Annotated in this window: 18 protein-coding genes and 1 pseudogene; 8 read left to right on the top strand and 11 right to left on the bottom strand. The window is 73.7% G+C overall.

What is annotated here, in order from left to right; genetic code table 11:
* Positions 1-219 precede the first annotated feature (219 nt).
* Positions 220-375: a hypothetical protein gene (locus ACIGZJ_RS22395; protein WP_396458865.1), complete on the bottom strand. Its 156-nt coding sequence runs from the start codon at positions 373-375 to the stop codon at positions 220-222.
* Positions 376-610: 235 nt separating this feature from the next.
* Here ACIGZJ_RS22395 and ACIGZJ_RS22390 point away from each other — a divergent pair, with 235 nt between their 5' ends.
* The 3 genes from ACIGZJ_RS22390 to ACIGZJ_RS22380 are packed head-to-tail and all read left to right on the top strand — an operon-like array spanning position 611 to position 5037.
* A complete protein-coding gene (locus tag ACIGZJ_RS22390; protein ID WP_396458864.1) occupies positions 611-2428 on the top strand; it encodes a glycoside hydrolase family 15 protein in 1818 nt (605 codons plus the stop codon).
* 34 nt (positions 2429-2462) lie between these two features.
* On the top strand, positions 2463-3404 hold the full coding sequence (locus ACIGZJ_RS22385; protein ID WP_396459025.1) for a cyclase family protein: 942 nt from the start codon (positions 2463-2465) through the stop codon (positions 3402-3404).
* 49 nt (positions 3405-3453) lie between these two features.
* Positions 3454-5037 (top strand): GMC oxidoreductase, encoded by a 1584-nt coding sequence (locus ACIGZJ_RS22380; protein ID WP_396458863.1) that lies wholly within the window; start codon positions 3454-3456, stop codon positions 5035-5037.
* Between the two features lie 54 nt (positions 5038-5091).
* Here ACIGZJ_RS22380 and ACIGZJ_RS22375 read toward each other — a convergent pair whose 3' ends face one another.
* The 5 genes from ACIGZJ_RS22375 to ACIGZJ_RS22355 form a co-directional block, all read right to left on the bottom strand.
* Positions 5092-6861 carry a cation:proton antiporter gene (locus ACIGZJ_RS22375; protein ID WP_396458862.1) on the bottom strand — a complete coding sequence of 590 codons (1770 nt, stop codon included), beginning with the start codon at positions 6859-6861 and terminating at the stop codon, positions 5092-5094.
* 59 nt (positions 6862-6920) lie between these two features.
* The gene (locus ACIGZJ_RS22370) at positions 6921-7940 is read right to left on the bottom strand and encodes a cytochrome d ubiquinol oxidase subunit II (protein WP_396458861.1); all 1020 of its coding nucleotides are present in this window, start codon (positions 7938-7940) and stop codon (positions 6921-6923) included.
* Positions 7937-9337, bottom strand: coding sequence for a cytochrome ubiquinol oxidase subunit I (locus ACIGZJ_RS22365; RefSeq protein WP_396459024.1), 1401 nt, complete (start codon positions 9335-9337; stop codon positions 7937-7939). Before ACIGZJ_RS22365 ends, ACIGZJ_RS22370 begins: the two co-directional genes overlap by 4 nt.
* Before the next feature lie 127 nt (positions 9338-9464).
* On the bottom strand, positions 9465-10259 hold the full coding sequence (locus ACIGZJ_RS22360; RefSeq protein ID WP_396459023.1) for an SDR family oxidoreductase: 795 nt from the start codon (positions 10257-10259) through the stop codon (positions 9465-9467).
* Positions 10260-10427: 168 nt separating this feature from the next.
* Positions 10428-11423, bottom strand: a complete 996-nt coding sequence (locus ACIGZJ_RS22355; RefSeq protein WP_396458860.1) for a 2-hydroxyacid dehydrogenase — start codon at positions 11421-11423, stop codon at positions 10428-10430.
* A 269-nt stretch (positions 11424-11692) separates the two neighbouring features.
* On the opposite strand from ACIGZJ_RS22355, the gene ACIGZJ_RS22350 reads away from it, so the two are divergent.
* The 3 genes and pseudogenes from ACIGZJ_RS22350 (at position 11693) to ACIGZJ_RS22340 (ending at position 14466) form a co-directional block, all read left to right on the top strand.
* Positions 11693-12196: a gluconokinase gene (locus ACIGZJ_RS22350; RefSeq protein ID WP_392939345.1), complete on the top strand. Its 504-nt coding sequence runs from the start codon at positions 11693-11695 to the stop codon at positions 12194-12196.
* 327 nt (positions 12197-12523) lie between these two features.
* Positions 12524-13570, top strand: a pseudogene (locus ACIGZJ_RS22345) (family 2 encapsulin nanocompartment cargo protein terpene cyclase); the annotation flags it as partial.
* Positions 13571-13584: 14 nt separating this feature from the next.
* Positions 13585-14466 carry a geranyl diphosphate 2-C-methyltransferase gene (locus ACIGZJ_RS22340; protein WP_396458859.1) on the top strand — a complete coding sequence of 294 codons (882 nt, stop codon included), beginning with the start codon at positions 13585-13587 and terminating at the stop codon, positions 14464-14466.
* Positions 14467-14544: 78 nt separating this feature from the next.
* Here ACIGZJ_RS22340 and ACIGZJ_RS22335 read toward each other — a convergent pair whose 3' ends face one another.
* Complete coding sequence (locus tag ACIGZJ_RS22335; RefSeq protein WP_396458858.1) at positions 14545-15714, bottom strand: serine hydrolase domain-containing protein; 1170 nt, start codon at positions 15712-15714, stop codon at positions 14545-14547.
* Positions 15715-15926: 212 nt separating this feature from the next.
* Between ACIGZJ_RS22335 and ACIGZJ_RS22330 the strand changes: the two genes are divergently transcribed.
* Positions 15927-19289, top strand: coding sequence for a BTAD domain-containing putative transcriptional regulator (locus ACIGZJ_RS22330; protein WP_396458857.1), 3363 nt, complete (start codon positions 15927-15929; stop codon positions 19287-19289).
* On the opposite strand, the gene ACIGZJ_RS22325 is transcribed toward ACIGZJ_RS22330, so the two are convergent.
* The 4 genes from ACIGZJ_RS22325 to ACIGZJ_RS22310 all read right to left on the bottom strand — a co-directional run bounded on the left by ACIGZJ_RS22325 (position 19273) and on the right by ACIGZJ_RS22310 (position 23543).
* Positions 19273-20568 carry a serine hydrolase domain-containing protein gene (locus ACIGZJ_RS22325; protein ID WP_396458856.1) on the bottom strand — a complete coding sequence of 432 codons (1296 nt, stop codon included), beginning with the start codon at positions 20566-20568 and terminating at the stop codon, positions 19273-19275. The genes ACIGZJ_RS22330 and ACIGZJ_RS22325 overlap by 17 nt on opposite strands.
* A gap of 196 nt (positions 20569-20764) precedes the next feature.
* On the bottom strand, positions 20765-21709 hold the full coding sequence (locus ACIGZJ_RS22320; RefSeq protein ID WP_396458855.1) for a hypothetical protein: 945 nt from the start codon (positions 21707-21709) through the stop codon (positions 20765-20767).
* A gap of 407 nt (positions 21710-22116) precedes the next feature.
* Positions 22117-22362 carry a hypothetical protein gene (locus ACIGZJ_RS22315; protein ID WP_396458854.1) on the bottom strand — a complete coding sequence of 82 codons (246 nt, stop codon included), beginning with the start codon at positions 22360-22362 and terminating at the stop codon, positions 22117-22119.
* Between the two features lie 29 nt (positions 22363-22391).
* A complete protein-coding gene (locus ACIGZJ_RS22310) occupies positions 22392-23543 on the bottom strand; it encodes an anion permease (protein ID WP_396458853.1) in 1152 nt (383 codons plus the stop codon).
* 162 nt (positions 23544-23705) lie between these two features.
* Between ACIGZJ_RS22310 and ACIGZJ_RS22305 the strand changes: the two genes are divergently transcribed.
* Positions 23706-23924 carry a hypothetical protein gene (locus tag ACIGZJ_RS22305; RefSeq protein ID WP_396458852.1) on the top strand — a complete coding sequence of 73 codons (219 nt, stop codon included), beginning with the start codon at positions 23706-23708 and terminating at the stop codon, positions 23922-23924.
* Positions 23925-24101: the final 177 nt, after the last annotated feature.

Below are 24101 nucleotides of genomic sequence, written 5' to 3'. Positions count from 1 at the left end.
CGAGGGCATTCAGGCCGTGATATCACGCGGCGGCGGCGACTCCCGGCAGCGCCGGTCCCGTCCGGGGGGCGGCGGCCGGATTGTCACCCCTACGGCCCAGTGCCCGGACGCGCGAACCAGGCGGTCGCCGGGGCGGTGTACGACACCCTGATCCGGTTCATGCGCGCCGCCGGGCGCACAGGCCCGGTCCGGTCCGGTCGGCCCGGCCGGACCGGGGCGCTACGACCCTTCGGCGCGCCCGTGGCGCAGGCCGACGCGGCGCCAGATCTCCCGCTGGCAGCGGAGCGCGGCGGTGCCTACCACGATCAACACCACGGCGACGACCTCGTCGGTGAGGTCCGGCGGGCTCACCGCCCGGACATGGATCATGTCCATCCTGAACCTCCAGGGGTTCTGACGCCCGTTCACGGCTCCCGGCCCCGGATCGGACCGGCCCGGCGGACGCGCGGGCGGCCCACTTCAGTAACACCATTCGGCAACCCGGCCCGGCTCACCCGGGCCGGGCGGGGCGGGGCGCGTACCGACTCCGGGTGCGTACCGACTCCGGGCGCGCGCGTCCCCCGGTTGGCGGATAGTGGATGGGCAGGGATCTTTCTGAGATTGGACCCTCATGGACCGATACCCCCCCATCGCCGACCACGGTCTGGTGGGCGACCTGCAGACCTCCGCACTGGTTTCCTCACAGGGCGTGGTCGACTGGTTCGCCTCTCCTCGGTTCGACTCCCCGAGTATCTTCGCCGCGCTGCTCGACCACGACCGCGGCGGCTACTTCCGGTTGTCGCCCGCCGACGCGGAGACCTCCTGCAAACAGCTCTACTACCCCGACACCGCCGTCCTGGTGACCCGCTTCATGTCCACCGACGGCGTCGGCGAGGTGCTCGACTGGATGCCGCCGCACCACTCCCGCACGGCCAGTGACCGCCACACCCTGATGCGGGCGGTCCGCACGGTGCGCGGAACGGTCCGCTTCGACCTGGAGTGCCGGCCCCGGTTCGACTACGGCCGGGCCACCCACGGACTCGACGTGCAGGACCACGAGGCCGTCTTCCGGGCCCCCGGGGTCACCGCGTACCTCCAGACCACCTTTCCGATGGAGCGCGACGGCAACGACGTGCGCGGCTCCTTCACCCTGAACGTCGGCCAGGAGGCCGCAGCCGTGCTCACCGTCTGCGACGCCGACGGGCCGCCCCCGCCGCCGCCCACCGCCGACGGGGTCACCGCACAGCTGTGGGAGACCGCCGGGTTCTGGCAGTCCTGGGTGCACGGCTCCAACTACCGCGGCCGCTGGCCCGACATGGTCAACCGCTCCGCCATCACGCTGAAGCTGCTCACCTACGCCCCCACCGGCGCCCCGGTCGCCGCCGCCACGATGGGCCTGCCCGAGCAGGTCGGCGGCGAGCGCAACTGGGACTACCGGTACACCTGGGTGCGCGACGGCTCGCTCTCCGTGCGGGCCCTGCTCGACCTCGGGTTCGTGGAGGAGGCGACGGACTTCACGCACTGGCTCGGCGACCGTCTGCGCGACTCGGCGGGCAAGGGCGGCGAACCGCTGCAGATCATGTACCGGGTCGACGGGGAGCCGCTGCTGAGCGAGGAGGTCCTCGGCCACCTGGAGGGGTACCGCGGGTCCGCCCCCGTGCGGCTCGGCAACGCCGCCGCCGACCAGTTGCAACTGGACATCTACGGCGAGGCGCTCTACGCCCTCTCTGAGGGGCGCGAGATCGCGACCCAGGCCGGCTACCGGGGCTGGAAGATACTGTCCAGGAACCTCGACTGGCTGGCCGACTCCTGGGACCGGCCCGACGAGGGCATCTGGGAGACCCGCGGGGGGCGCAAGGACTTCACCTACAGCCGGGTGATGTGCTGGGCCGCCTTCGACCGCGGCCTGCGGCTGGCCGCCGACTTCCGCCGGCCCGCCAACACCGAGCTCTGGACGAAGGCCCGCGACACCGTCCTGGAACAGGTCATGGAGCACGGCTGGAACGATGAGATACAGGCCTACGTCCAGCACTACGGCGGGGATCCGGTCCTGGACGCCTCGCTGCTGCTGATGCCCCGGGTCGGCTTCGTCTCGCCCCGGGACCCGTCCTGGCTGTCCACGCTGGACGCGATGGACCGCACCCTGGTGTCCGACAGCCTCGTCTACCGTTACGACCCGGCGGCCTCGCCGGACGGACTGCGCGGCTCCGAGGGCACCTTCAGCCTCTGCACCTTCCTCTACGTGGACGCGCTGGCCCGGGCCGGCCGACTGCGCCCCGCCCGGTACACCTTCGAGAAGATGCACACCTACGCCAACCACGTCGGGCTCTTCGCCGAGGAGATCGGCCCCACCGGCGAGCAACTCGGCAACTTCCCACAGGCGTTCACCCACCTGTCGCTGATCACCGCCGCCGGGACCCTGGACGAGGCCCTTGACCGGCAACGCTGAGCCGGCCCGGGGTCCGGCTCCGGCCCGCCCCGGCGTGCACCGCGCACCGGCCCGTCAACAGCACCAGAGCCGGGCCGAGTTCAGGGCCCTCTACGAGCGGCTGTGCGGGCTGGCGGTGGATCCCGGCGGCGGGCGGGGCGCCCTGGCGGCCCTCACCCCGGAGACGGTGCGCGACGCGGCGGCCGAGGTCCGCTCGGGCCGGACGGTCACCCTCTCCTCCCCGGTGGAGACCGGGACCGCCCCCGACAACCCCCACCCGGCCGACCACCGCTTGACCAGCCCCCCGGAGGCGGCGGCCGACGGCAGCGGACTCCACTTCGCCACCGACCGGTTCGGCATGAACGTGCACGGCGACGCCGACAGCCACCTCGACGCGCTCTGCCACGTCGTCTACGACGGCACGCTGCACGGCGGCGTCCCGGCGGCGACCGTCACCGCGGACGGCGCCACCGCGCTCTCCGTCGAAGCGGCCGGGAACGGCATCGTCGGCCGCGGCGTCCTGCTGGACATCCCCCGGCTGCGCGGGGTGCGCTGGCTGGAACCGGGCGACCACGTCACCGCCGACGACCTGGCCGCCGCCGAGGCCGCCCAGCACGTCCGGGTCCGCGCCGGCGACCTCCTCCTCGTCCGGGTCGGACACCGCCGCCGACGGGTCGAGACGGGCCCCTGGGACGCTGCGCGCAGCCGGGCCGGACTCCACCCCGCCGCCATGGAGTTCCTCGCCGAGCGCCGGGTGGCCGTCCTCGGCGGCGACGGCAACAACGACACCGCCCCGAGCGCCACCGACGGCGTGGCCTTCCCGGTGCACGTGCTCGGCGTCCACGCCCTCGGGCTCCACCTCCTCGACTACCTCCAGTTCGAGGACCTGGTGCCGCTCTGCGCACAGGAGGGCCGGTGGTCCTTCCTCTGCGTGGTCGCGCCGCTGCGGCTCCCCCTGGCCACCGGCTCGCCCGTCAACCCGATCGCGATCCTGTGACCGTCACACCCGGCAGACACCCTGCCCCGACGACACGGAGGCGGCCGACATGGCCGACACCCAGCAGCACTACGACGTCATCATCATCGGCACCGGCGCGGGCGGCGGCACCCTCGCCCACCGGCTGGCCCCCACCGGCAAGCGCATCCTGCTCCTCGAACGCGGCGGCTACCTCCCCCGGGAGCGGGACAACTGGGAGTCGACCGCGGTCTTCGTCAAGGGCAAGTACCGGGCGCCCGAGTTCTGGTACGACAGGAACGGCGACCCGTTCCCGCCCGAGGTCAACTACTACGTCGGCGGGAACACCAAGTTCTACGGCGCCGCGCTGTTCCGGCTGCGCCCCGAGGACTTCGGCGAGATCCGCCACCACAGCGGCCTCTCCCCCGCGTGGCCGATCCGCTACGAGGACCTGGAGCCGTACTACACCCAGGCCGAGCACCTCTACCTGGTGCACGGACGGCACGGGGAGGACCCGGGCGAGGGGCCGGCCAGCGCCCAGTACGCCTACCCCCCGGTGCAGCACGAGCCGCGGATCCAGCAGCTCAGCGACGACCTGGAGAAGCAGGGGCTGCACCCGTTCCACCTGCCCATCGGCGTGAACCTCACCCAGGACGAGCAGGGCCGCGCGACCCACGACAGCGTCTGCATCCGCTGCAACCGGGTGGACGGCTTCCCCTGCCTGGTGCGCGGCAAGGCGGACGCCCAGGTGGTCTGCGTCGAGCCCGCACTGCGGCACCCGAACGTCCGGCTGGTCACCGGCGCCGACGTCCGCACGCTGGAGACGGACCCGACCGGGCGCAGCGTCACCGGCGTGGTCGCCGAGCTCACGGACGGGACGACCGCCACCTTCCGCTCCGACATCGTCGTGGTGGCCTGCGGGGCGGTGAACTCGGCGGTGCTGCTGCTGCGTTCGGCCAACGACCGGCACCCGAACGGGCTGGCCAACAGTTCCGACACCGTCGGCCGGCACTACATGCGGCACAACAACCTCGCCCTGATGGCGGTGTCGAAGGAGCCGAACGACACGCAGTTCCAGAAGACCCTCGCGATGAACGACTGGTACCTGGGCGCGGACGACTGGGAGTTCCCGCTCGGCGGGATCCAGATGCTGGGCAAGTCCGACGCGGACCAGATCCAGGGCGAGGCGCCGCGCTGGGCCGGACTGGCCTCCCCGGACGTGCCGTTCGAGGTGCTGGCCCACCACGCGGTGGACTTCTGGCTGTGCGGCGAGGACCTCCCGCAGCCGGACAACCGCGTCACCCTGGACGCGGACGGCGGGATCCACCTGGCCCTGGACGAGAAGAACAACATCGCGGGCCTGCGGCGGCTCCAGCACAAACTGCAGCACATGCTCGGGAGGTTGGGCATGCATCCGCACCACCTCCTGCCGCACAGCCTCTACCTGCACAAGGGGATGCCGATCGGCGCCACCGCGCACCAGGCGGGCACCGTACGCTTCGGCAGTGACCCGAAGAGCGCGGCGCTCGACGTGAACTGCAAGGCCCACGACCTGGACAACCTGTACGTGGTGGACACGAGCTTCTTCCCGAGCATCGGCGCGGTCAATCCCTCGCTGACCGCCATCGCCAACGCGCTGCGGGTCGGCGACCACATCGCGGAGCGGATCCGCTGACCGGCCACCCGGCAGACCCGGCAGGCCCGGCAGGCACCGGCGGCCGCGGCCGGGTCACCCAGCCGGCCACCCGGCGTCCGGGCTCAGCAGGACGGCGATGTCCCCGGCACCCGGCGTGGGGCTGCCCGTCTCGGTGACCGGGTCGAGCCGCCCGTCCGGGCGCACCAGGAACAGCAGCTCGTGATCCGGCCGCAGCCCGGCGTCCACCGGGTGCGCCACGATCCGCGCCCCGCCGTCGTACCGACGGACCAGCTCCGGTCTGGTCAGGCCCGCCGCGAAGAGCGCCTCGCCGCCCACGTACGGCGCCACCACGCCCTGGCTGCGGGCCGAAGGACCGAGGCGCATCACCGGCCCCTCGACGTTCTCGCTCAGGGTCACCGAGGCGAGCGCGTTGAAGTCGTCCTCCTCGGTGAGCAGCAGCACCCCGGTGATCCCCTCCAGCTCCGCGCCCGCGCCGGTGGCCGCCGCGACCAGTTCACCCGGTGCCAGCTTCAGGCCCGCCGCCTCGATCCGGGCGCGCTGGTCGTCGGCGCCCGCCCACATCAGGACGTCCAGTCCGGCCGAGCGCAGCGCGCGCCCGAGGTCGACCGCCCAAGGGTCGCCGCCGACCAGCAGCGGCCTGGACCGCGCGGGGCGCAGCACGTCGAGCCGCCGGGCGACCGGGAAGGCGGTCAGGCCGTACAGCATGACGGTGGCGACGATCACCAGGAAGGTCGCGGGCAGGATCCGGTCGGCGCCGCCGATGCCGTCCTTGACCAGGGTGACCGAGAACGTGGAGGCGGTGGCCGCGGCGACGATGCCGCGCGGCGCCATCCATCCGATGAACCACCGCTCCCCGCCCCACACATCGGTGCGCGCGGTGGCGAGGAGCGCCACCAGCGGCCGGACCACCAGGACGAGCAGGGCGACCAGCGCGAGGGTCGGGAACACCACCGGCCGCAGGGACTGCGGGGTGACGGTGGCCGAGATGGACACGAACAGCACGCCGATGATCAGCGAGACCAGGGTCTCGAAGAAGGGCCGGCGGGCCGGGATGTCCAGGCCCGGCAGGTTGGCCAGGGCCATCCCCATCACGACCGCGGCGATCAGACCGGTGTCGTCGCGGATGATGTCGCAGGCGGCCGCGATGCCCACCACGGCGGCGAACTGCACTGTGGTGCCCAGCACTTCGTGCAGCCTCAGGTGGTGGAGCAGCAGCCACAGCACGGCGGCGCCGACCGCGCCGCCGGCCGCGCCGACCGCCGCGCTGACCCAGAACTGGCCGATCTGGCTGCCGACGCCCTCCTGCTGGGCGGCGACGACGCCGTGGAACACGAAGGCGCCCAGGATGCCGCCGACCGGGTCGATCAGGGCGCCCTCCCAGAAGAGGATCCGCTGCAGCCGCTCGGTCGGGCGGACGAAGTGGAGCAGCGGACCCACCACGGTCGGACCCGAGACGACGAGGATCGCTCCCAGCATCACCGCCGCCGACATCGACAGGCCGAGGACCGGAACGGCGAACAGTGCCGCCGACACCCCGGTGATCAGTGTGCCGAGGACGATGAGCCGGACCACGATGCGGCGGTTGTGGCCGAGGAGCCGCTTGAGGTCCAGTTCGAGGCCGGCGTCGTAGAGGATCACCGCGACCGCCAGCGAGACCAGCGGGGAGAAGGCGGGGCCCAGCAGCTGTTCGGGGTCGACGTCGTCCGTGAGCGCGCCGGCGGTGAATCCGGCCGGCAGCAGGATGAGCAGCGCCGGGATCCGCAGCCGGCTCGCCAGCAGCTGGGAGCCGACGGCCAGGACCACGATCAGTCCCACGCCGGTCAGCACCTGGTTCGGCGTCACGGTGGTGCCTCCTGGGGGTCGGTACTACCCGGCGGGGCGCCCGCGGGGCGGCGGGGTCGTCACCGGGCGACGTCCTCGTCGGAGAGCGGCTCCAGCACCCCGTGGGTGTCGAGGCGATACAGCACGACGAGCGCGGGGCCGATCAGCAGCAGGGAGACGCCCGCGACGATGAGCATCCACTGGAGCGGCGCGCTCGCCCCCGCGGCCTGCTGGACGGTCAGCGAGGTGGGCACCAGGTACGGCCGCTGGGCGACTCCCCAGGCGGCGACCACCAGGGCCACGGCGGCCACCGAGGAGTAGCGCGCCCACCCGGCGGCCCGGCCCGCGACCAGCCAGGCCGTGACCACCGCGGCCGCCGCGGCGAGCAGGAGGAGCAGCAGCCCGATCCCGTGGGTGAGCCCGTGGTGCACGTACGAGGCGTGCGGGTCGGTCACGACCAACGCGAGCACGCCCGTGACCAGCAGGGCCGCGGTGCCGATCCAGGCCCGCAGCCGGAAGTAGCCGATCAGGTCGCGGGCCCCGAAGCGGCGGGCGTCCGCGGTGAGGAACACCGCGCCGAGGAAGGCGGTGGCGGCGACGGCCCCCAGCCCCGCCATGATCGAGGTGGTGTTGGCCCAGGCGTCCGCCGAGGCCGTGGTGCCGGGGGCGACCCGCCCGGAGGCCACGCCGCCGATGACGGCGCCCAGGAAGAACGGCGTGAGCAGCGAGGACACCGCGAACACGGCGCCGTAGACGCGGCGGGCGGCCAGTCTGCGGGTGGGCTTGCGCAGCGCGAACCCGGCGCCGCGCAGGACCATCCCGATGGCGGCCAGGGCCAGTGGGAGCCAGAGCGCGGTGAACACCGTCTGGAAGAACACCGGGAAGCCGGTCCACATCAGGATCAGGACGAAGATCAGCCAGACGTTGTTGACCTCCCAGACCGGTGCCATGGCGTGGTCGATCAGCCAGCGGGGGCGCTTGCCGCGCTCGGCACCGCCGGCCAGCAGGTCCCAGAACCCGGCGCCGTAGTCGACCCCGCCGCCGCAGGCGTAGGCGGCGATCGCGGCCAGCAGGATCCAGGAGACGATGTCCGCGGTCACAGCTCGCTCCCGGGTGCGCGGTGGGTGCCCGGGGCGTTGGAGGCCGGTTCCGGGCGCGGACCGTAGGGGGTGTCCGTCTCGGGTCCCTCGGCCAGGGCGCGGCCGGGCCCGGAGTCGGCGAGCCGCCAGCGGGTGCGCATCTTCAGGACGACGACGAGGAACGCGCCGAACACGAGGACGTACACCGTGACGACGACCCCGAACATGGTCCACAGCGAGGCGGCGGCGGTGGGGGTAACGGCCTCGGAGACCCGCATGTTCTGGTAGACGATCCACGGCTGGCGGCCCACCTCGGTGGTGATCCAGCCGCACTCCACAGTGAGCAGGCTGGCCGCACCGGCCACCGCGGCGCACCGGAAGAACCACCGGGAGCGCGGCAGGTCGCGGCGGCGCAGCCAGCACCAGCCGTACCAGAGCGCGAGCAGGATCAGCAGGCTGCCGATGGTGACCATGATGTCGAAGGCCCAGTGCGCGATCGTGGCCTGGGTGACGGTCGGACGGTCCGAGGCGGGTACCGAGGTCAGCCCGGTGACCTGGGTGCTGGGGGTGAACCCGGCCAGGATGGAGTCCAGTTGGGGGATCTTCAGACCGCCCTTGATGGTCCCGTCCTCCTGCAGGCGGCCGAACAGGTACTCCGGCACGTGCGTGTCGGTGTCCCAGACGAGCTCCGTGGCGGCGAACTTGACGGGCTGCTTGTGGAAGACCGCCCGGGCGATGGCGTCGCCGAGCACGAACTGCACGGGGGTGAGGATCGCCGCGGCCGTGAACGGCACGGTGAAGCCGAGGCGGTGGTAGCGGTCCCGGCGGCCGCGCAGCCACCCCACCGCGTAGACGCCGGCCACCACGTAGCCCGCGGTCAGGAACATCGCGACGACGAAGTGCCAGTACTGCGGGCCGAACATCGGTGTGAAGACGGCCTGTTGGACCTTGACGTCGATGGGCCTGCCGTCGGCGTCGAGGGTGAAGCCCTGAGGGGTGTTCATCCAGGAGTTCGCGGCGATGATGCCGAACGCGCCGAGCAGCGCGGCCAGCGGCAGCGGTACGCCGAGCCAGAAGTGCGTCCACGGCTTCAGCCTGCGCCAGCCGTAGAGGTAGATCGCGATCAGGATCGCCTCGAGGAAGAACGCCCAGGCCTCCACGCCGAAGCCGAGGCCGAAGACGTCCCCCCACCGGCCCATCATGCCCGGCCAGAGCAGCCCGAACTCGAAGGAGAGCACGGTGCCGGTGACGATGCCGACCGCGAACTGAACGGCCATCACGGCGGACCAGCGCCGGGCCAGCAGCAGTGCGGTCGGGTCGCCCTTGCGCAGCCCGCGGTGGTGCATCACCAGGGTCACAAACGGCAGGGCCACCCCCAGCGGCACCAGCAGGATGTGGGAGGCCAGGGTGAACGCCATCAGCTCCCGGGCGGGGAGCAGCTGGGCGGGTGTGTCGGCCAGCAGCCGGGCCCCGCCCAGCGGCCCGGACAGCTGGTGAGCCAGCTGGTGCGTGAGGTGGTGTGCCAGGTGGTGGGACACTCCGCGATCAGCCTCCGGTGGCGAAGCCGGGGAAGAGGGTCATCCCGCCGTCGACGTAGAGGGTGGTGCCGACGACGTAGTCCATCAGGTCGGAGGCCAGGACGGTCACCGCGTTCGCGATGTCCTCGGGGTCGCCGACCCGGCGGTAGGGGATCAGCCGAAGGAGGTCCGCCTCGGCCTCGGGGGTGTCCCAGGCGCTGCGGTTGATGGGGGTGCGGATCGCACCCGGGGCGACGGCGTTCACCCGGATCCCCTTCGGGGCGAGCTCCTGGGCGAGGGTCTCCATCAGCATCAGGACGCCGCCCTTGGAGGCGGCGTAGTTCACGTGGCCCGACCACGGGATGATCTGGTGGACCGAGCTCATGCAGACGATCTTCCCGGCCGAGCGGGACACCTCGGGCACCACGCCCCGGCGGAGGAACTCCTTCGCGGCCTCCCGGGCGCACAGGAACTGGCCGGTGAGGTTGACGTCCAGTACCTTCTGCCACTGGGCGAGGGTCATGTCCGCGATGGCGGCGTCCCGCTGCAGCCCGGCGTTGGCCACCATGATGTCGATGGTGCCGAACTCCTCGACCATCCGGTCGACCATCGCGACGACCTGGTCCTCCTGGGACACGTCCGCCTCGTGGGCGTAGGCCCGCACGCCGAAGGACGTGATCTCCCGGACCACCTCCTCGGCCGCCTCGGGGCCGAAGACGTAGTTGACCACCACGTCGGCGCCCGCGCGGCCCAGGCCGATCGCGGTCGCCTTCCCGATCCCGGAGTTCGCCCCGGTCACCAGGGCCTTCTGTCCACGGAGGATCGGCGGCACCGGCCGGCGTCCCTCATCCGCTGCTGAGCTCACTGCTGTCTCCCGTCGTTGGCCGCAGGCCGGCACGGGGGACCACGATTCCCGGCCGGGCCCGCGCCACGGGGAGCGGCTCGCCCGGCGGGCGCGGTCTGTCCCCCCGACGGCCTAGCGGGAACCGGGCTACCGGCTGCCGGCCACCACCACGTTCTCCAGCGCTTCCCCGGCGAGGAAGCGCTCCAGCTGGGTGCGGATCAGGCGCAGGGCCCGGGGCAGGAACGCGGAGCTGTTGCCGCCCACATGAGGGGTGATCAGCGTGTTGGGGGCGTGCCACAGCGGGTGCCCGGCGGGCAGCGGCTCCGGGTCCGTGACGTCGAGGGCCGCGCCGAGCCGTCCGCTCCGCAGCTCCGCCAGCAGGGCGTCCGTGTCCACCACGGCGCCCCGCGCCACGTTCACCAGCAGGGCGCCGTCCTTCATGGCGGCCAGGAAGCCGGCGTCGACCAGCCCGCGGGTCCGTGCGGTCAGCGGGACGGTCAGCACCACCACGTCGGCGCGGGGGATCAGCGCGGGGAGGTCCGCGAGGGCGTGCACCGGCCCGCGCGGGGCCGGGCGGGCGCTGCGGGCCACCCGCAGCACCTCGCACTCGAACGGCACCAGGCGCTCCTCCACGGCCGCGCCGATCGAGCCGTAGCCGACGACCAGCACCGTCCGGTCGGCGAGCGAGGGGAAGAACCCGTCCTGCCAGACCTCGGCGTCCTGCGCGCGCACCAGGCCGGGGAGACCGCGCAACGCGGAGAGGACGAGGGTGAGCGCGAGCTCGGCCGTGCTCGCGTCGTGGACACCCTTCGCATTGCAGAGCGTCACCCCGTCCGGCAGGAAGGGCAGCAGGTCGTCGACGCCCGCCGACAGGCTCTGCACCACCCGCAGCCGCGGCATCCGGGCGAGCAGCGGCACCGCGACCGAGGTGTACGTGTAGGGGATGACCAGGAGCTCCACCTCGCGCAGCAGCCGCTCGGACGGCTCGCCGCCCCGGCCGTCCCAGAGCGCCACGGGCAGCTCCGGGGAGCCGGCGGACCCGGGGGAGGACGGAGACGGGGGCAGGCCGCCGATCCGCGCGGGCGAGTAGGGCAGCAGGATCCTGGCCGGGGGCCGGCCGGTGTCGGCGTCTGTCGGGCTCATGGAGGGATCTCAGCAGCGATCGGCGCCGGCGGCAATCCCCCGACGCTCCCGGGACGACGGGCCGGACGCGCCCCGCCACCCGGCTCCCCGGCTCCCCGGCTCCCCGGCTCCCCGGCCGGAGCCAATCGGGTAGTCGTGGCGGCCCCCCGTGCCCGGACCGCCCGTTCCACCGACCCGCCGGGCATGATCTCCAGGACGGGGCGAGGCGGCCGAGGCCGGGGAGAGGCACTGTGCGGAGATCCGGACCGGCACCGACGGTCGTGGTGGTCATGGGCGTCGCCGCCTCGGGCAAGACCACCCTGGGGCACCTGCTCGCCCAGCGCCGCGACGTGCCGTTCGTGGAGGGCGACGACTTCCACCCGGCGGCGAACATCGCCAAGATGACGGCCGGGCGCGCCCTCGACGACGCCGACCGCGAACCCTGGCTGCGCGGCCTGACCGACTGGATCCGGGCCACCACCCGCGCCCACCGGGGTGCGGTGCTCTCCTGCTCGGCCCTGAAGCGGGAGTACCGCGACGAGCTCCGGACGGCCGGGCCGGGCGTCTGGTTCCTCCACCTGGCCCTCGACCGGGAGACCGCCCGCGTCCGGATCTCCCACCGGGCCGGGCACTTCATGCCCGCCCGGCTACTGGACTCCCAGTACGACACCCTGGAACCGCTGCAACCGGACGAGCCCGGACTGACCGTCGACGCCACCGCCGACACCGCGGCCGACCTCGCCCTGGCCGAGGCCGCCATCGCCCGCTTCGAGGCGGCGGCGCAGCAGTCCTGACGGTCCGTCGATGCTGCCTCCCGACGGCCCCGACCGGCAAGATCGAAGCATTTTCATTTCAAACCCTCTCATGGGCAACGTTCACCCCATCGGGTGCAGGCAGCACGCTAGGACGCCTCCAATCGGTCCACCCGCCCTACCGTTGATCAGCGAGCGACCAGGGGGCTCGGGGTACGGCACCCCCTCCTGCTGCGCCCAGGCGACGAACCGCCATGACCTGCAGTCCTTCACAGAGGGAGGCCCTTCCATGTCCGTGGACACCGGACCGGAGAACACCGCGGAGCCGTCGGCGGTTCGGTCATGAGCAACACCGCCCTGGACCGGATCCTCGGCGGCCCCAGCGGCCTGGGCACCACGGGCCTGCACCTCGCACCGCGCGCGGCCAAGCCCAAGCCCGGCGACCCCATCCCGGGTCTGTACCACCACCCCGTGCCCGATCCCGACCCGGAGCGCTCGGCGGAGGTCGGCCTGCGGGTCAAGGAGTGGGCGCTGGAGGAGGTCGAGCTGTACCCGCCGGAGCTGGAGGACCAGTTCGACGGCTTCTCGGTGGGCAAGTACATGGTGGTCTGCCATCCCGACGCCCCCGACGTCGACCGTCTGATGCTCGCGGCCCGGCTGATGGTCGCCGAGAACGCCGTCGACGACTACTACTGCGAGGACCACGGCGGCTCGCCCGTCGGCCTCGGCGGGCGCCTGCTGCTGGCCCACACGGCGCTGGACCCGCTGCACACCGCACCGGAGTACCAGCCGGTCTGGGAGGAGTCGCTCCTCTCGGACGCCCCCCGGCGCGCCTACCGCTCGGCGATGGACTACTTCACCCGCGCGGCCAGCCCCTCCCAGACCGACCGGTTCCGGCACGACATGGCCCGGCTGCACCTGGGGTACCTCGCCGAGGCGGCCTGGACGGAGACGGAGCACGTCCCCGCGGTGTGGGAGTACCTGGCGATGCGCCAGTTCAACAACTTCCGCCCCTGTCCGACCATCACGGACACCGTCGGCGGCTACGAACTGCCCGCCGACCTCCACTCGGTGCCCGCCCTCCAGCGGGTGATCGCGCTCGCCTCCAACGCCACGACCATCGTCAACGACCTCTACTCGTACACCAAGGAACTCGCAGGCCCGGGACGGCACATGAACCTGCCCGTGGTGATCGCCGAACACGAGGACCGCACCACCCGCGACGCCTATCTGAAGGCGGTCGAGGTCCACAACGAGCTCATGCACGAGTTCGAGGCCGAGGCGGCCGCGCTGGCCGCCGCCTGTCCGACCCCCGTCCTGGTGCGCTTCCTGCGCGGCGTGGCCGCGTGGGTCGACGGCAACCACTACTGGCACCAGCACAACACCTACCGATACAGCCTGCCCGACTTCTGGTAACCAAGGAGCCATCCATGACCACAACTGACCTGCCCGCCGTGACCACCGCTGCCACCGTTCCCGGACCGGCAACGCCCTACCAGAACGACATCGCCCAGTACTGGAACCACGAGGCCCGGCCCGTGAACCTGCGCCTGGGCGACGTGGACGGCCTCTACCACCACCACTACGGCATCGGGGACGTCGACCACGCCTCGCTGGGCGACCCCGGCGACAGCGAGCGCGAGAAGAAGGTGATCACCGAGCTGCACCGGCTGGAGTCCGCCCAGGCCGACGTGCTCCTGGACAACCTGGGCGCCATCCCGCGCGATGCCACCCTGGTCGACGCCGGCTGCGGCCGCGGCGGCTCCATGGTGATGGCCCACCAGCGCTTCGGCTGCAAGGTCGAGGGCGTCACCCTGTCGGCCAAGCAGGCCGAGTTCGGCAACCGGCGCGCCCGGGAGCTCGGCATCGACGGCTCGGTCCGCTCCCGCGTCTGCAACATGCTCGACACGCCCTTCGGGACGGGCGAGGTGGCGGCCTCCTGGAACAACGAGTCCAGCATGTACGTCGACCTGCACGACCTCTTCGCCGAGCACTCCCGGATGCTCGCCGTCGGCGGCCGCTACGTGACCATCACCGGCTGCTGGAACCCGGTCTACGGGCAGCCCTCGAAGTGGGTGTCCCAGATCAACGCGCACTTCGAGTGCAACATCCACTCCCGCCGGGAGTACCTGCGGGCGATGGCGGACAACCGCCTGGTGCCGCAGGCCGTCATCGACCTGACGCCCGACACCCTGCCCTACTGGGAGCTGCGCGCCACCTCCTCCCTCGTCACGGGCATCGAGGAGGCGTTCATCTCCTCCTACAAGGACGGCTCCTTCCAGTACGTCCTGATCGCGGCCGACCGCGTCTGACCGCGTCCGACCCGGCCCTGTCGCGGGGCTGCGCCGTACCGGCCGCAGCCCCGCGGCAGTCGCGGTCCTACCGTCAGGTCAGTCGCACAGCGCTGCCACCTGCGCCTTCACCAGGCCCTTGCTCCGCGGGACGGGCGCCTGGTGCTTCAGGTCGGCCCCGAGGTCGAAGACGTTGACGGCGAGGACCAGCTGTCGCTCGCCGTCGGCGGTGGTGAGCGCGACGCTGGTGTAGCCCGGTCCGCCGCCGTCGGTCTCCCAGACGTCGACCGAGTCGGAGTCCGGCTCCGAGCCGCACGGCACGTCCATCCTCTGCACGCCGAGTCCGTACGCCGGTTCGTCCGGGAACTCCACCGTGGTGAGCAGTTCGCGCTGCTGGGCGGGCCGCAGCAGCTTGCCGGTGAACAGCGCCCGGTGGAAGCGGGCCAGGTCGTCGACCGTGGAGACCATGGCACCGGCGGTCCAGTCGTACGACGGGCTGAACCGGGTGACGTCCTGTCCCTTGAGGTCGTAACCGTGCAGGTGGGGGCCGTGGATCTCGGGGTCGGTGACCGGGAAGGAGGTGTCCTTCAGGCCGAGCGGGGCGAGGATCCGCCGCTGGATCTCGGCGAGTGCGCTGTGGTGGGTGACCGCCTCGATCACCAGACCGGCGAGCAGGTAGTTGGTGTTGGAGTACGACCAGCCGCCGCCGGGCGCGAACAGCGGCTTGTGCCGAACGGCGCGGGCGATCACCTCCCGCGGGGTGTAGACGTGGTCCCACTCGTGGCGCTCCAGGTAGGGAGCGAAGAACTCCGGCTCGGTCGTGGGGTCGTAGATGCCCGAGGTGTGGTTGAGCAGCTGCCGGACGGTGATGGCCCGGCCGTCGTTGCCGGCTCCCTGGACCACGCCGGGCAGCCACTTCTCCACGTTGTCGTCCAGCGAGAGCCGTCCCTCGCCCTCGAGCTGCAGGAGCACCGTCGACACGAACGACTTGGTGTTGCTGGCGATCCGGAACCGCTGGTCCGGCCGGGCCCGCTCGCCGGTCGCCGTGTTCGCGAGACCGGCCGCAATCCGCGACTCCGCCTCGCCGCGCCTGGCGTACGCCACGGCTCCCGGGAACCCGTCCGCGACCATCTGCTCGATGCCCTCGCGAAGGCCGGCGGGCGGCGGTCCCGGCACCCGTTGCGCCACCGCCGTCGCCGGGAGGAATCCCGACACCGCCACCGCGCACAATCCCGCGCACAGTGCTGCGATCCCCGTACGTGCCCTCATCGCTCTCTCCTTGGTTCTGTTGTCCGTCCCCCGTTGATGATCATCCTGCCCGGCCGTCGCACCGGCCCCCCATCCTGCTGACGCCCGGGTTGGTGCGGGGGCTATCCCCATCCCCCCGCCCTCGCCGGCGAGCTGACCCCTCCTCTGTTACGGCTGACGGTGGGCCAGGTACGGGTTGACGGTCGGGACGGCGGGGCTGGGATAGTGGGCGGGTGCGTGTCGGCCTGCTTGGAGCTCTGGTGCTGGACAGCGGCGGCGGCCCGGTGCCGGTGGGCGGGCCCCGGCTGCGGGCCCTGCTGGCACGGCTGGCGCTGGACGCCGGACGGGCCGTACGGGCCGAGGAGTTGGCGCGGGCGCTGTGGGGCGAGGAGACGGCGCCGGGCGACCGGGCGAACGCGTTGCAGTCGCTGGTGTCCCGGCTGCGGCGGGTGCTGGGCGATCCGGCGCTGCTCGGCTCGGATCCGGGCGGGTACCGGCTCGCGGTCGAGGCGGACGCGGTGGACGTCGTCCGGTTCGAGCGGTTGGCCCGCTCGGGCCGGCTTCTGCTCGCGCAGGACCGGCCCGCCGAGGCCGCCGCCGCCCTGCGGGAGGCGCTGGGCCTGTGGCGCGGCGGCGCGCTGGCGGACGTCCGGGAGGCGCCGTTCGCCGAGGCCGAGGCCGCCCGGCTGGAGCGGGCCCGGTTGGCCGCCCTGGAGGACCGGATCGAGGCCGACCTCGTGCTCGGCGCCGAGCCCGGTCTGGTCGCCGAACTGGAGTCGCTGACCGCGCAACACCCGCTGCACGAACGGCTGCACGCCCAGTTGGTCCGAGCCCTGGCCGCCGGCGGCCGGGGCGCCGAGGCGCTGGCCGTCTACCAGCGGCTGCGCGGCCGGCTGTCCGAGGACTTCGGCAGCGACCCGGGGCCACAGCTGCAGGCGGCCCACCTCGCCGTGCTGCGCGGCGAGATCCCCGGGCCGCGGCCCGACCGCTCGAAGGTGCGCGGCAACCTGGACGCGCCGCTGACCAGCTTCGTGGGCCGGGAAGAGGACGTCCGCCGGGTGCTCGGACTGCTCGACACGGCCCGGCTGGTCACCCTGGTCGGGCCCGGGGGCTCCGGCAAGACCCGGCTGGCCGTCACCGCCGGCCGGCGGCTCACCCCGGCCGGCGGGGTGTGGTTCGCCGCCCTGGCCCCGGTCGGCGCGGACGACGTGCCCCGCGCGGTACTCGACGTGCTGCGGATGCGGGAGGCCGCTCCGCCCGGGCGCCGCGGCCCCGGCGGCGAGGACGCCGTGGACCGGCTGGTCGAGGCGCTGGGGGACGACGAGCTGGTCCTGGTCCTGGACAACTGCGAGCACGTGGTCGAGGCCGCCGCGCGGCTGGCCGAGGCGCTGCTGCGCCGGTGCCCCCGGCTGCGGGTGCTGGCCACCGGCCGGGAGCCGCTGCGGATCGACGGTGAGACCCTGCACCCGGTGCTCCCGCTCGAGCTGCCCGCACCGGGCGCGCCGGACCGGCAGGCCCGCGCCTGTGCGGCGGTCCGGCTGTTCCACGACCGGGCCGCCGCGGTGCGTCCCGGTTTCACCGCGGACGGCGACGCGCTGGCGGCCGCGGTCGAGATCTGCCGGCGCCTGGACGGCCTGCCGCTGGCGATCGAACTGGCCGCGGCGCGGCTGCGCACGCTGCCGATCGAGGTGGTCAGGGCCCGGCTGGACGACCGGTTCCGGCTGCTCACCGGGGGAAGTCGCACCGCGCTGCCCCGGCACCGGACCCTGCGGGCCGTGGCGGCCTGGAGCTGGGAGCTGCTGGACGACGAGGAGCGGGTACTCCTGGAACGGCTGGCGGTGGTCCCCGGCGGCTTCACCGAGGACGCGGCGCAGGCTGTCGGCGAGCCCGACCTCCAGGCCCCCGACGTCCGGGCCCCCGACGTCCGGGCCCCCGACGTCCGGGCCCCCGACGTCCGGGCCCCCGACGTCCGGGTCCCCGACGTCCGGGAGGTCTTGGCGGCCCTGGTCGACAAGTCCCTGCTGCACCCCGTCCGGGCCGCCGACCCGGGTGAGCCGCGCTACCGGATGCTGGAGACCATCCGGGAGTACGGCCTGGAGCAGCTCGCCCTGCGCACGGAGGCCGACGCCGTCCGCGGGCGGTACGTCGGGTTCCTGCTCGACCTGGCCGAGCGCGCCGATCCCCTTCTACGCACCGGCGGCCAACTGCGCTGGCTGGCCCGGCTGTCGGCCGAGCGGGACAACCTGGCGGCCGCGATCCGCTGGGCGGTCGAGGCGGGGGACGCCGACACGGCGGTCCGCTTCGGTGCCGCGCTGGGCTGGTTCTGGTCCCTGCGGGGCAACCCTCCGGAGTCGCTGGACCTGCTCGGGAGAGTGCTGGAGGTGCCCGGGCCGGCCGACCCGGCGGCCCGGACGCTGGTGGTCGTGGCCCACGCTCTCGGCACCGCGGAGGTCGGTACGCCGCAGCAGGCGGAGGCCGCCGTCGGCCGGATCGGGCGGGCGGTGGCGGGCGTCGATCCCACCCTCCACCCCCTGCTGGAGCTGGCCCGGTTGGCCATCGCGGTCACCGCCCCGGCGGCCGGGGACCGGGGCGGCGGCGAACCCGACAGCCGGGACCGGGACCACCCGGACGACGGACGGCGCGGTCCCTGGAGCCGGTCGTTCGGGCTGGCGGTCCGGGGCCGGCTGGCCATGCACGCCGGTGACCTCTCCCTCGCCGGCGACCTGCTCTCCCGCGCGCTGACCGGCTTCGAGGAGCTCGGGGAGCGGTGGGGCCTGGCGACCACGCTGGGCGCCCTCGGGTCGCTCCGACGGCGCTCCGGCGACCCGGCCGCCGCCCTGGCGATGAACGAGCGGGCCACCCGCTGCTTCCGGGAGCTCGGCATGCGGGAGTACACGGTCGAGAACGACGTGGAGGCCGCGCTGATCCATGCCCAGACCGGGGACGAGGCCGCCGGACGGCGGCGCCTGGAGGGCCTGCTCGACCAGGTCGCGCAGAGCGGGTCGGCGGAGCTGTGGGCCCTGGTACGCCTGGGCCTGGCCCGCCTGGAGTGGCGGGCCGGGCGCCCGGGGCCGGCCCGTGAACACGCCCGGATCGCACTGGCCGAGGCACCCGCAGACCAGGCGCCGCCCTCGCATCTGACCGCCCTGCTGCTGGGCGTGCTCGCCCAGGTGGACGCGGCCGACGGGCTCCCCGACGACGCGGTGCGCCGGCTCGACCACCCGGCGGTGCGCCTGGTGCTGACCTGGGACTCCCCGGTCGCGGCCGGGCTCGCGGTCGTGGCCGCCGAGGTCGCGTTGGCCCGCGACCGGCCGGCCGGCGCCGCCCGGCTGCTCGGCGCGGCCGCCGCCCTGCGCGGCGCCGGCGAGCCCGGCGACGCCGACGTGCAGCGGATCGCCCGGCGGGCCGCCACCGCCCTGGGGGAGCCCGGGTTCGCGGCGGCCCACGCCGAGGGCGCCGAGCTGACCCGGGGCGAGGCCAGAGACCTGGTCTCCGCGAGCCTCACCGTGCCCGACTCCCCCTCTCCCGACTCCCCCTCTCCCGACTCTCCCGTGCCCGACTCCCCCGCAGGCGGCTCGCTCAGCCCGTGCCGGTAGCGCCCGCGGCGCTCGGGACGGCCTTGCCGAACATGGTGCAGATCACCGCGGTCTTGAGCGCCTGGTCGGCCGCCAGGATCCCCTCGTCGGCCTCGAACTCGTACACGAACTCGGTCGGGACGAGCACGGTGGCGGTGCGCCGGCCGGTGACGTCGGTGATGTTGCTGCTGGAGTACCCGGTGATCCCGCCGTCATGGGCCCAGATCGTCCCGCAGGGCGTGGAACCGGTCTCGATGCCCAGGCCGGAGCCGGGCCCGTTCACCGGGTTCTCCGGGTCCATCGGGACGGTCGTGCGCATCTGTGCGAGCTGGGCCGCGGGCAGCAGCCGGCCGGACATCAGTGCGGTGAGGAAGCGCGCCCAGTCCTGCGCGGTGGACACCACCGCCCCGGCGGCCCCGCCCCAGCCCGGGTCGTTGCCGGAGACGTCCACCCGGCCGTCGTGCTGCGGCCCGGCGACCGCCCTGTACTCGGCGGGTACGCCCGTCGGCATGTGGGCCTGGTCCGGCTCGTACCCGCGGGCGTGCCGGCCGCGCCAGGTCGAGTCCGTGGCGAGATAGGTGTGCCGCAGGCCCAGCGGCCGGGCGATCCGGTCGCGGAGCAGGTCGGCCGCGCTCTGCCCGGTGACCTGTTCGAGGACGGCGCCGACCGCGGCGTAGTTCGTGTTGCTGTACGACCACCGCGTGCCCGGCGCGAACAGCGGCTCGTGCCGGACCCCCAGGGCGAGCAGGTCCAGCGAGGTCCACCGCCGCGGGTCCGTGCCGAGGATCGAGGCCAGCAGGCCGCTGTCCCCGGTGTAGTCGAACAGGCCGCTGGTGTGGTTCAACAGCATCCGCAGCGTGATCGCCCCGCCGTTCGGGACCTTCCCCGGCAGCCACCGCTCCACCGGGTCGTCCAGGTCGAGCCTGTGCTCGGCCGCCAGCATCAGCACCAGCACGGCCATCATGGTCTTGGTGTTGGAGCCCATCCGGAACTCGTCCCCCACCGCGAGCCGGCCGTCCCGCTCGGCCCAGGGGGCCTGCTCGACCACCTCCACCGGCAGCCCCCGCCCGTCGTCCACCCGGACGATCACACCCGGCGCCCCGGCGGCCACCAACGCCTTTGCCAGCCTCGCCAGTTGGGCCCGCTGGGCCTCGACGCCGTCCACGGCCGCCGCTGGCGCGGTCCGCGCGGCCGCCGTCGCCGGAGCGGGGGCCGCGATCGCGACCGCCGCCAGTGCGACGGCCAGACCGGAGGCCGTGACCGCCGCCGGCGCCCCCCGCAGGCGGCGCGGGGGGCGCACCGGGCGATCCGGTGAAGCAGCGTGGTGGGGCAGTGACTGGGGCATGGAACCGTTCCTCTGCGCTCGGGCCGATCGGGACGACCTCAGCCTCCGCCCCACCGCTGGCAACCCGCGCACAGCGCGCTGTCAGCCCGCGCACCGCCCCGGCCCGAACGGGAGAAGAACACGCCCGAGCCGCCACGCAACGGACCGGGCGTCAGGCCAGCGCCTTGGACCGCCAGTAGCCGAACTCCTGCAGCGGCTCGCCCTCGAGCACCCACGGCCAGGCGGTGGCCGTGTCGCCGATCAGGTCGAACGCGGCGGCGCTCTCGCGCGGCCGGCCGGCCTGGACGAGGGCGAAGGCCAGCAGGTTGAGGTCGGCGCGGGCGGCCGCGTGCCGCAGATGGCCGGGGCGGGGCCACTCGGCCAGGGCCGCGTCCAGTGCCCGCGCGGCCCGGCTGTTGGTCCACTGACGGCGCACCAGCAGCCCTTCGACCCCGCCCTTGGCGGCGACCCTGGCGTGTTCGTCGACCAGCGCGGTCAGCTCCACCGCGACGGCCGGCGCGGTCGACGGGACGGAGGTCCGGACGGTGTCGACGAACTCCAGCTGCCTGCCGCGCGAGCCGCACTCCTCCGGCGACAGGTACCGCAGCATCTGCAGATGCGCCTCACGGTTCCAGGGGTCGCGCTCGACCACCTCGTTCCAGACCGCGAACAGCTCGCGCGAGTCGGCGCGCATCAGACGCAGGATCCCGAGCAGCACCACCCAGGGGGCGGGGTCCTCGGGGACGACACCGGTGGCGCGGTAGCAGTGGTCGGCGGCGGCCCGGGCGTCCTCCATCCGCCCCGCGTACCGGCCGCGGATCAGCTCGACCCAGGCCTCGAAGACCATCGCGTCGGCGCTGTTCGGGCGGCGCAACCGCCAGGAGCGCGCGAGCCCGGAGGGCGCGGCGGCCTCGGCGAGCACGGCGAGGCGGTGCCCACGGCGGTCCCAGTCCGTACCGGCCTGCTGGACCAGCCGCTCGACCTGGTCGACCTGAATCGCGCCCTGCCCGGGAATCCCGAGGGAATTCAGCTGTCGCCGCACACGACCGAGGTCGACGTCGTCGAGTTCCGGCAGCAGGCGTGGACCGGAGGCACGAAATCTTCGAAGGATCGACACGCGCCGCAGCCTAGGCCCCCGCTGGAATGCAGGACAGACCTCGGCAGTGAATTGTTATTTCCGGCCCCTCCGGTGACCGCCCGGCCCCGTACAGCGACCGGACACCGCGGGTGACCGGCGGAAACGAACCGGTGACGGCGCCGGTCGGTGACGTCGGTCGATGGCGGGGGGGGCGAAGCCTGCGGAACATGCGGACGCATCACGGATTTCCGGCCGCCGTGGCGGCTCCCTTCGCATACCCCGGAAATTCCGTCACGCACGGACGGAGGGGGGAGTGCCGCTCGGTCGAATCCGAGATCCGGGAGTCCGCTGCGCCGAATTCCGCCGAGGTGTCGGTCTTTCGAAAGATCTGGCACTGCGTCAGGACCGGGCTCCCCCGCCACGGCTCTCCCTCGCCGTCCGGCCGTTCAGCTGTGGTTGACGATGACGGAGATGCCCCAGCCGATCGCGGCGAGGACCGCGGCGAAGCACAGTCCGGCCACCGCGTAGCCGACCGGCCCGGCGGTCGGCCGCCCGGCCACGGCCCCGCCCGCCCGCGGCGGCGGGTTGAGGGTGCGCAGCCCGACGGCGAACAGGGCCGGCAGTCCGGCGCCGGTGAGCAGACCCACCACGAGGATCTTCCACAGCGCGTTCAGGTTGATCCAGGAGTTCACCAGGGCCTCCGCGAATTGTCAGGCACGGCCTAGGCCGCCTTGCTCGTTTCCGGGGCGGGGATCACCGAGCCGGTCCATGCGGCGTTGACGTTCTCCGGCGTGACGGCCGCACGGCGGGAGGCGAGGAAGAACGCGGCCGCGGCGAGGAGCAGCACGATGAAGATCACCACGACGCCGATGGTCCCGCCGATGCCGTGCGCGGCCCAGTAGGCCGCGGCGCCGACCATCGCGGAGGCCGGCAGGGTGAACAGCCAGGCCACCGCCATCCGGCGGGCGGTGCGCCAGCGTACGACGGCGCCCCGCTTCCCGACGCCCGAGCCCAGGATCGACCCGGTGGCCACATGGGTGGTGGAGAGCGAGTAGCCGAAGTCGGTGGAGCAGAGGATCACCGCGGCCGAGGCCGACTCGCTGGCCATCCCCTGCGCCGAGTCGATCTCCACCAGCCCCTTGCCCAAGGCCCGGATGACCCGCCAGCCGCCGATGTAGGTGCCCAGCGCGATCGCCACCGCGCAGGAGGCGATCACCCAGGTCGGGGACTTGGCGCCGGCGTGCAGGGTGCCGTTGGCGATCAGGGCGAGCGTGATGACGCCCATGGTCTTCTGCGCGTCGTTGGTGCCGTGGGCGAGCGAGACCATGGAGGCCGAACCGACCTGGCCGAGCCGGAAGCCGTGCCCGCGGGGGCCGTCCGGCACGTCGCGGGTGAGGCGGTGGACGAGGTAGATGCCGACCGCGGCGACCGTGCCGGCGATGAACGGGGACAGTGTGGCGGGCACGATCACCTTGGAGACCAGGCCCTGCCATTTGATGGCGGAGGCGCCGGCCGCCGCCATCGTGGCCCCGACCACGCCGCCGATGAGGGCGTGCGAGGAGCTGGAGGGAATGCCGAGGTACCAGGTGGCCAGGTTCCACAGGATGCTCCCGGCCAGACCGGCGAAGACCACGGTCAGGGTCACGACGCCGCTGTCGACCAGGCCGTTGGCGATGGTCGCGGCGACGGCGGTCGACAGGAACGCGCCGACCAGGTTGAGTACCGCCGAGACGGCGACGGCGACCCGCGGACGGAGCGCCTCGGTGACGATCGAGGTCGCCATGGCGTTTCCGGTGTCATGGAATCCATTGGTGAAGTCGAAACCCAGCGCGGTGGCGACCACCAGCACCAGGACCGCGTTGTTGCCGGTCACGGGCCAGAACCTAACCCGCCGATATGCCCGACCGGTTGTACGGTGAGGCGGCGCGCCGGGTCTGCGCGATCATTCACCCGCCCAGGCGATCGCTGCCGGAGGGCCGCCGCGACCTGCGGGAAAGGGGGGTTGGCGCCGGCATTCGGGGGCAGACGGGCGCCCATGACCGAACGAGCGAACTCCTCCCCCGCCGTCCCCGGCGGCACGATCACCCGGCCCGCACCGCGGGACCCGTCGCCGCCGCCGTTGCTGCCCGACCCGCCGGCGCCGCCCGGATCGCCGCTGCCGCCCCCGGAACCGCCCCGGCCCGACCGGGAGGGCGCGCCCGAGCCGGAGCCGCCGGGCCCGGCCGACCCGCAGCCGCCGGAGCCGCCCGACTGACCCTCAACCGGACATGCCGGGGGGCCGCCACCCACCCCGTGCCGCCCCCCGACGGCCCCCCCCCCGCCCGGCAGCCCCACCCCCGCCAGCGCCGGCCCCCCGCCCCCGCGCGCCGGGGCGGCGGCCCCCCCCGGCCCGCCCGCCGGGGCCCGGCTCAGATTGATCGGCGGCCCACCG

Origin of the sequence: Kitasatospora sp. NPDC052868, assembly GCF_044547105.1 — a bacterium.
GTDB lineage: Bacteria > Actinomycetota > Actinomycetes > Streptomycetales > Streptomycetaceae > Kitasatospora.
The sequence above is the reverse complement of the archived record's forward strand: the minus strand, read 5'-3'. Positions and strand labels throughout refer to the sequence as shown.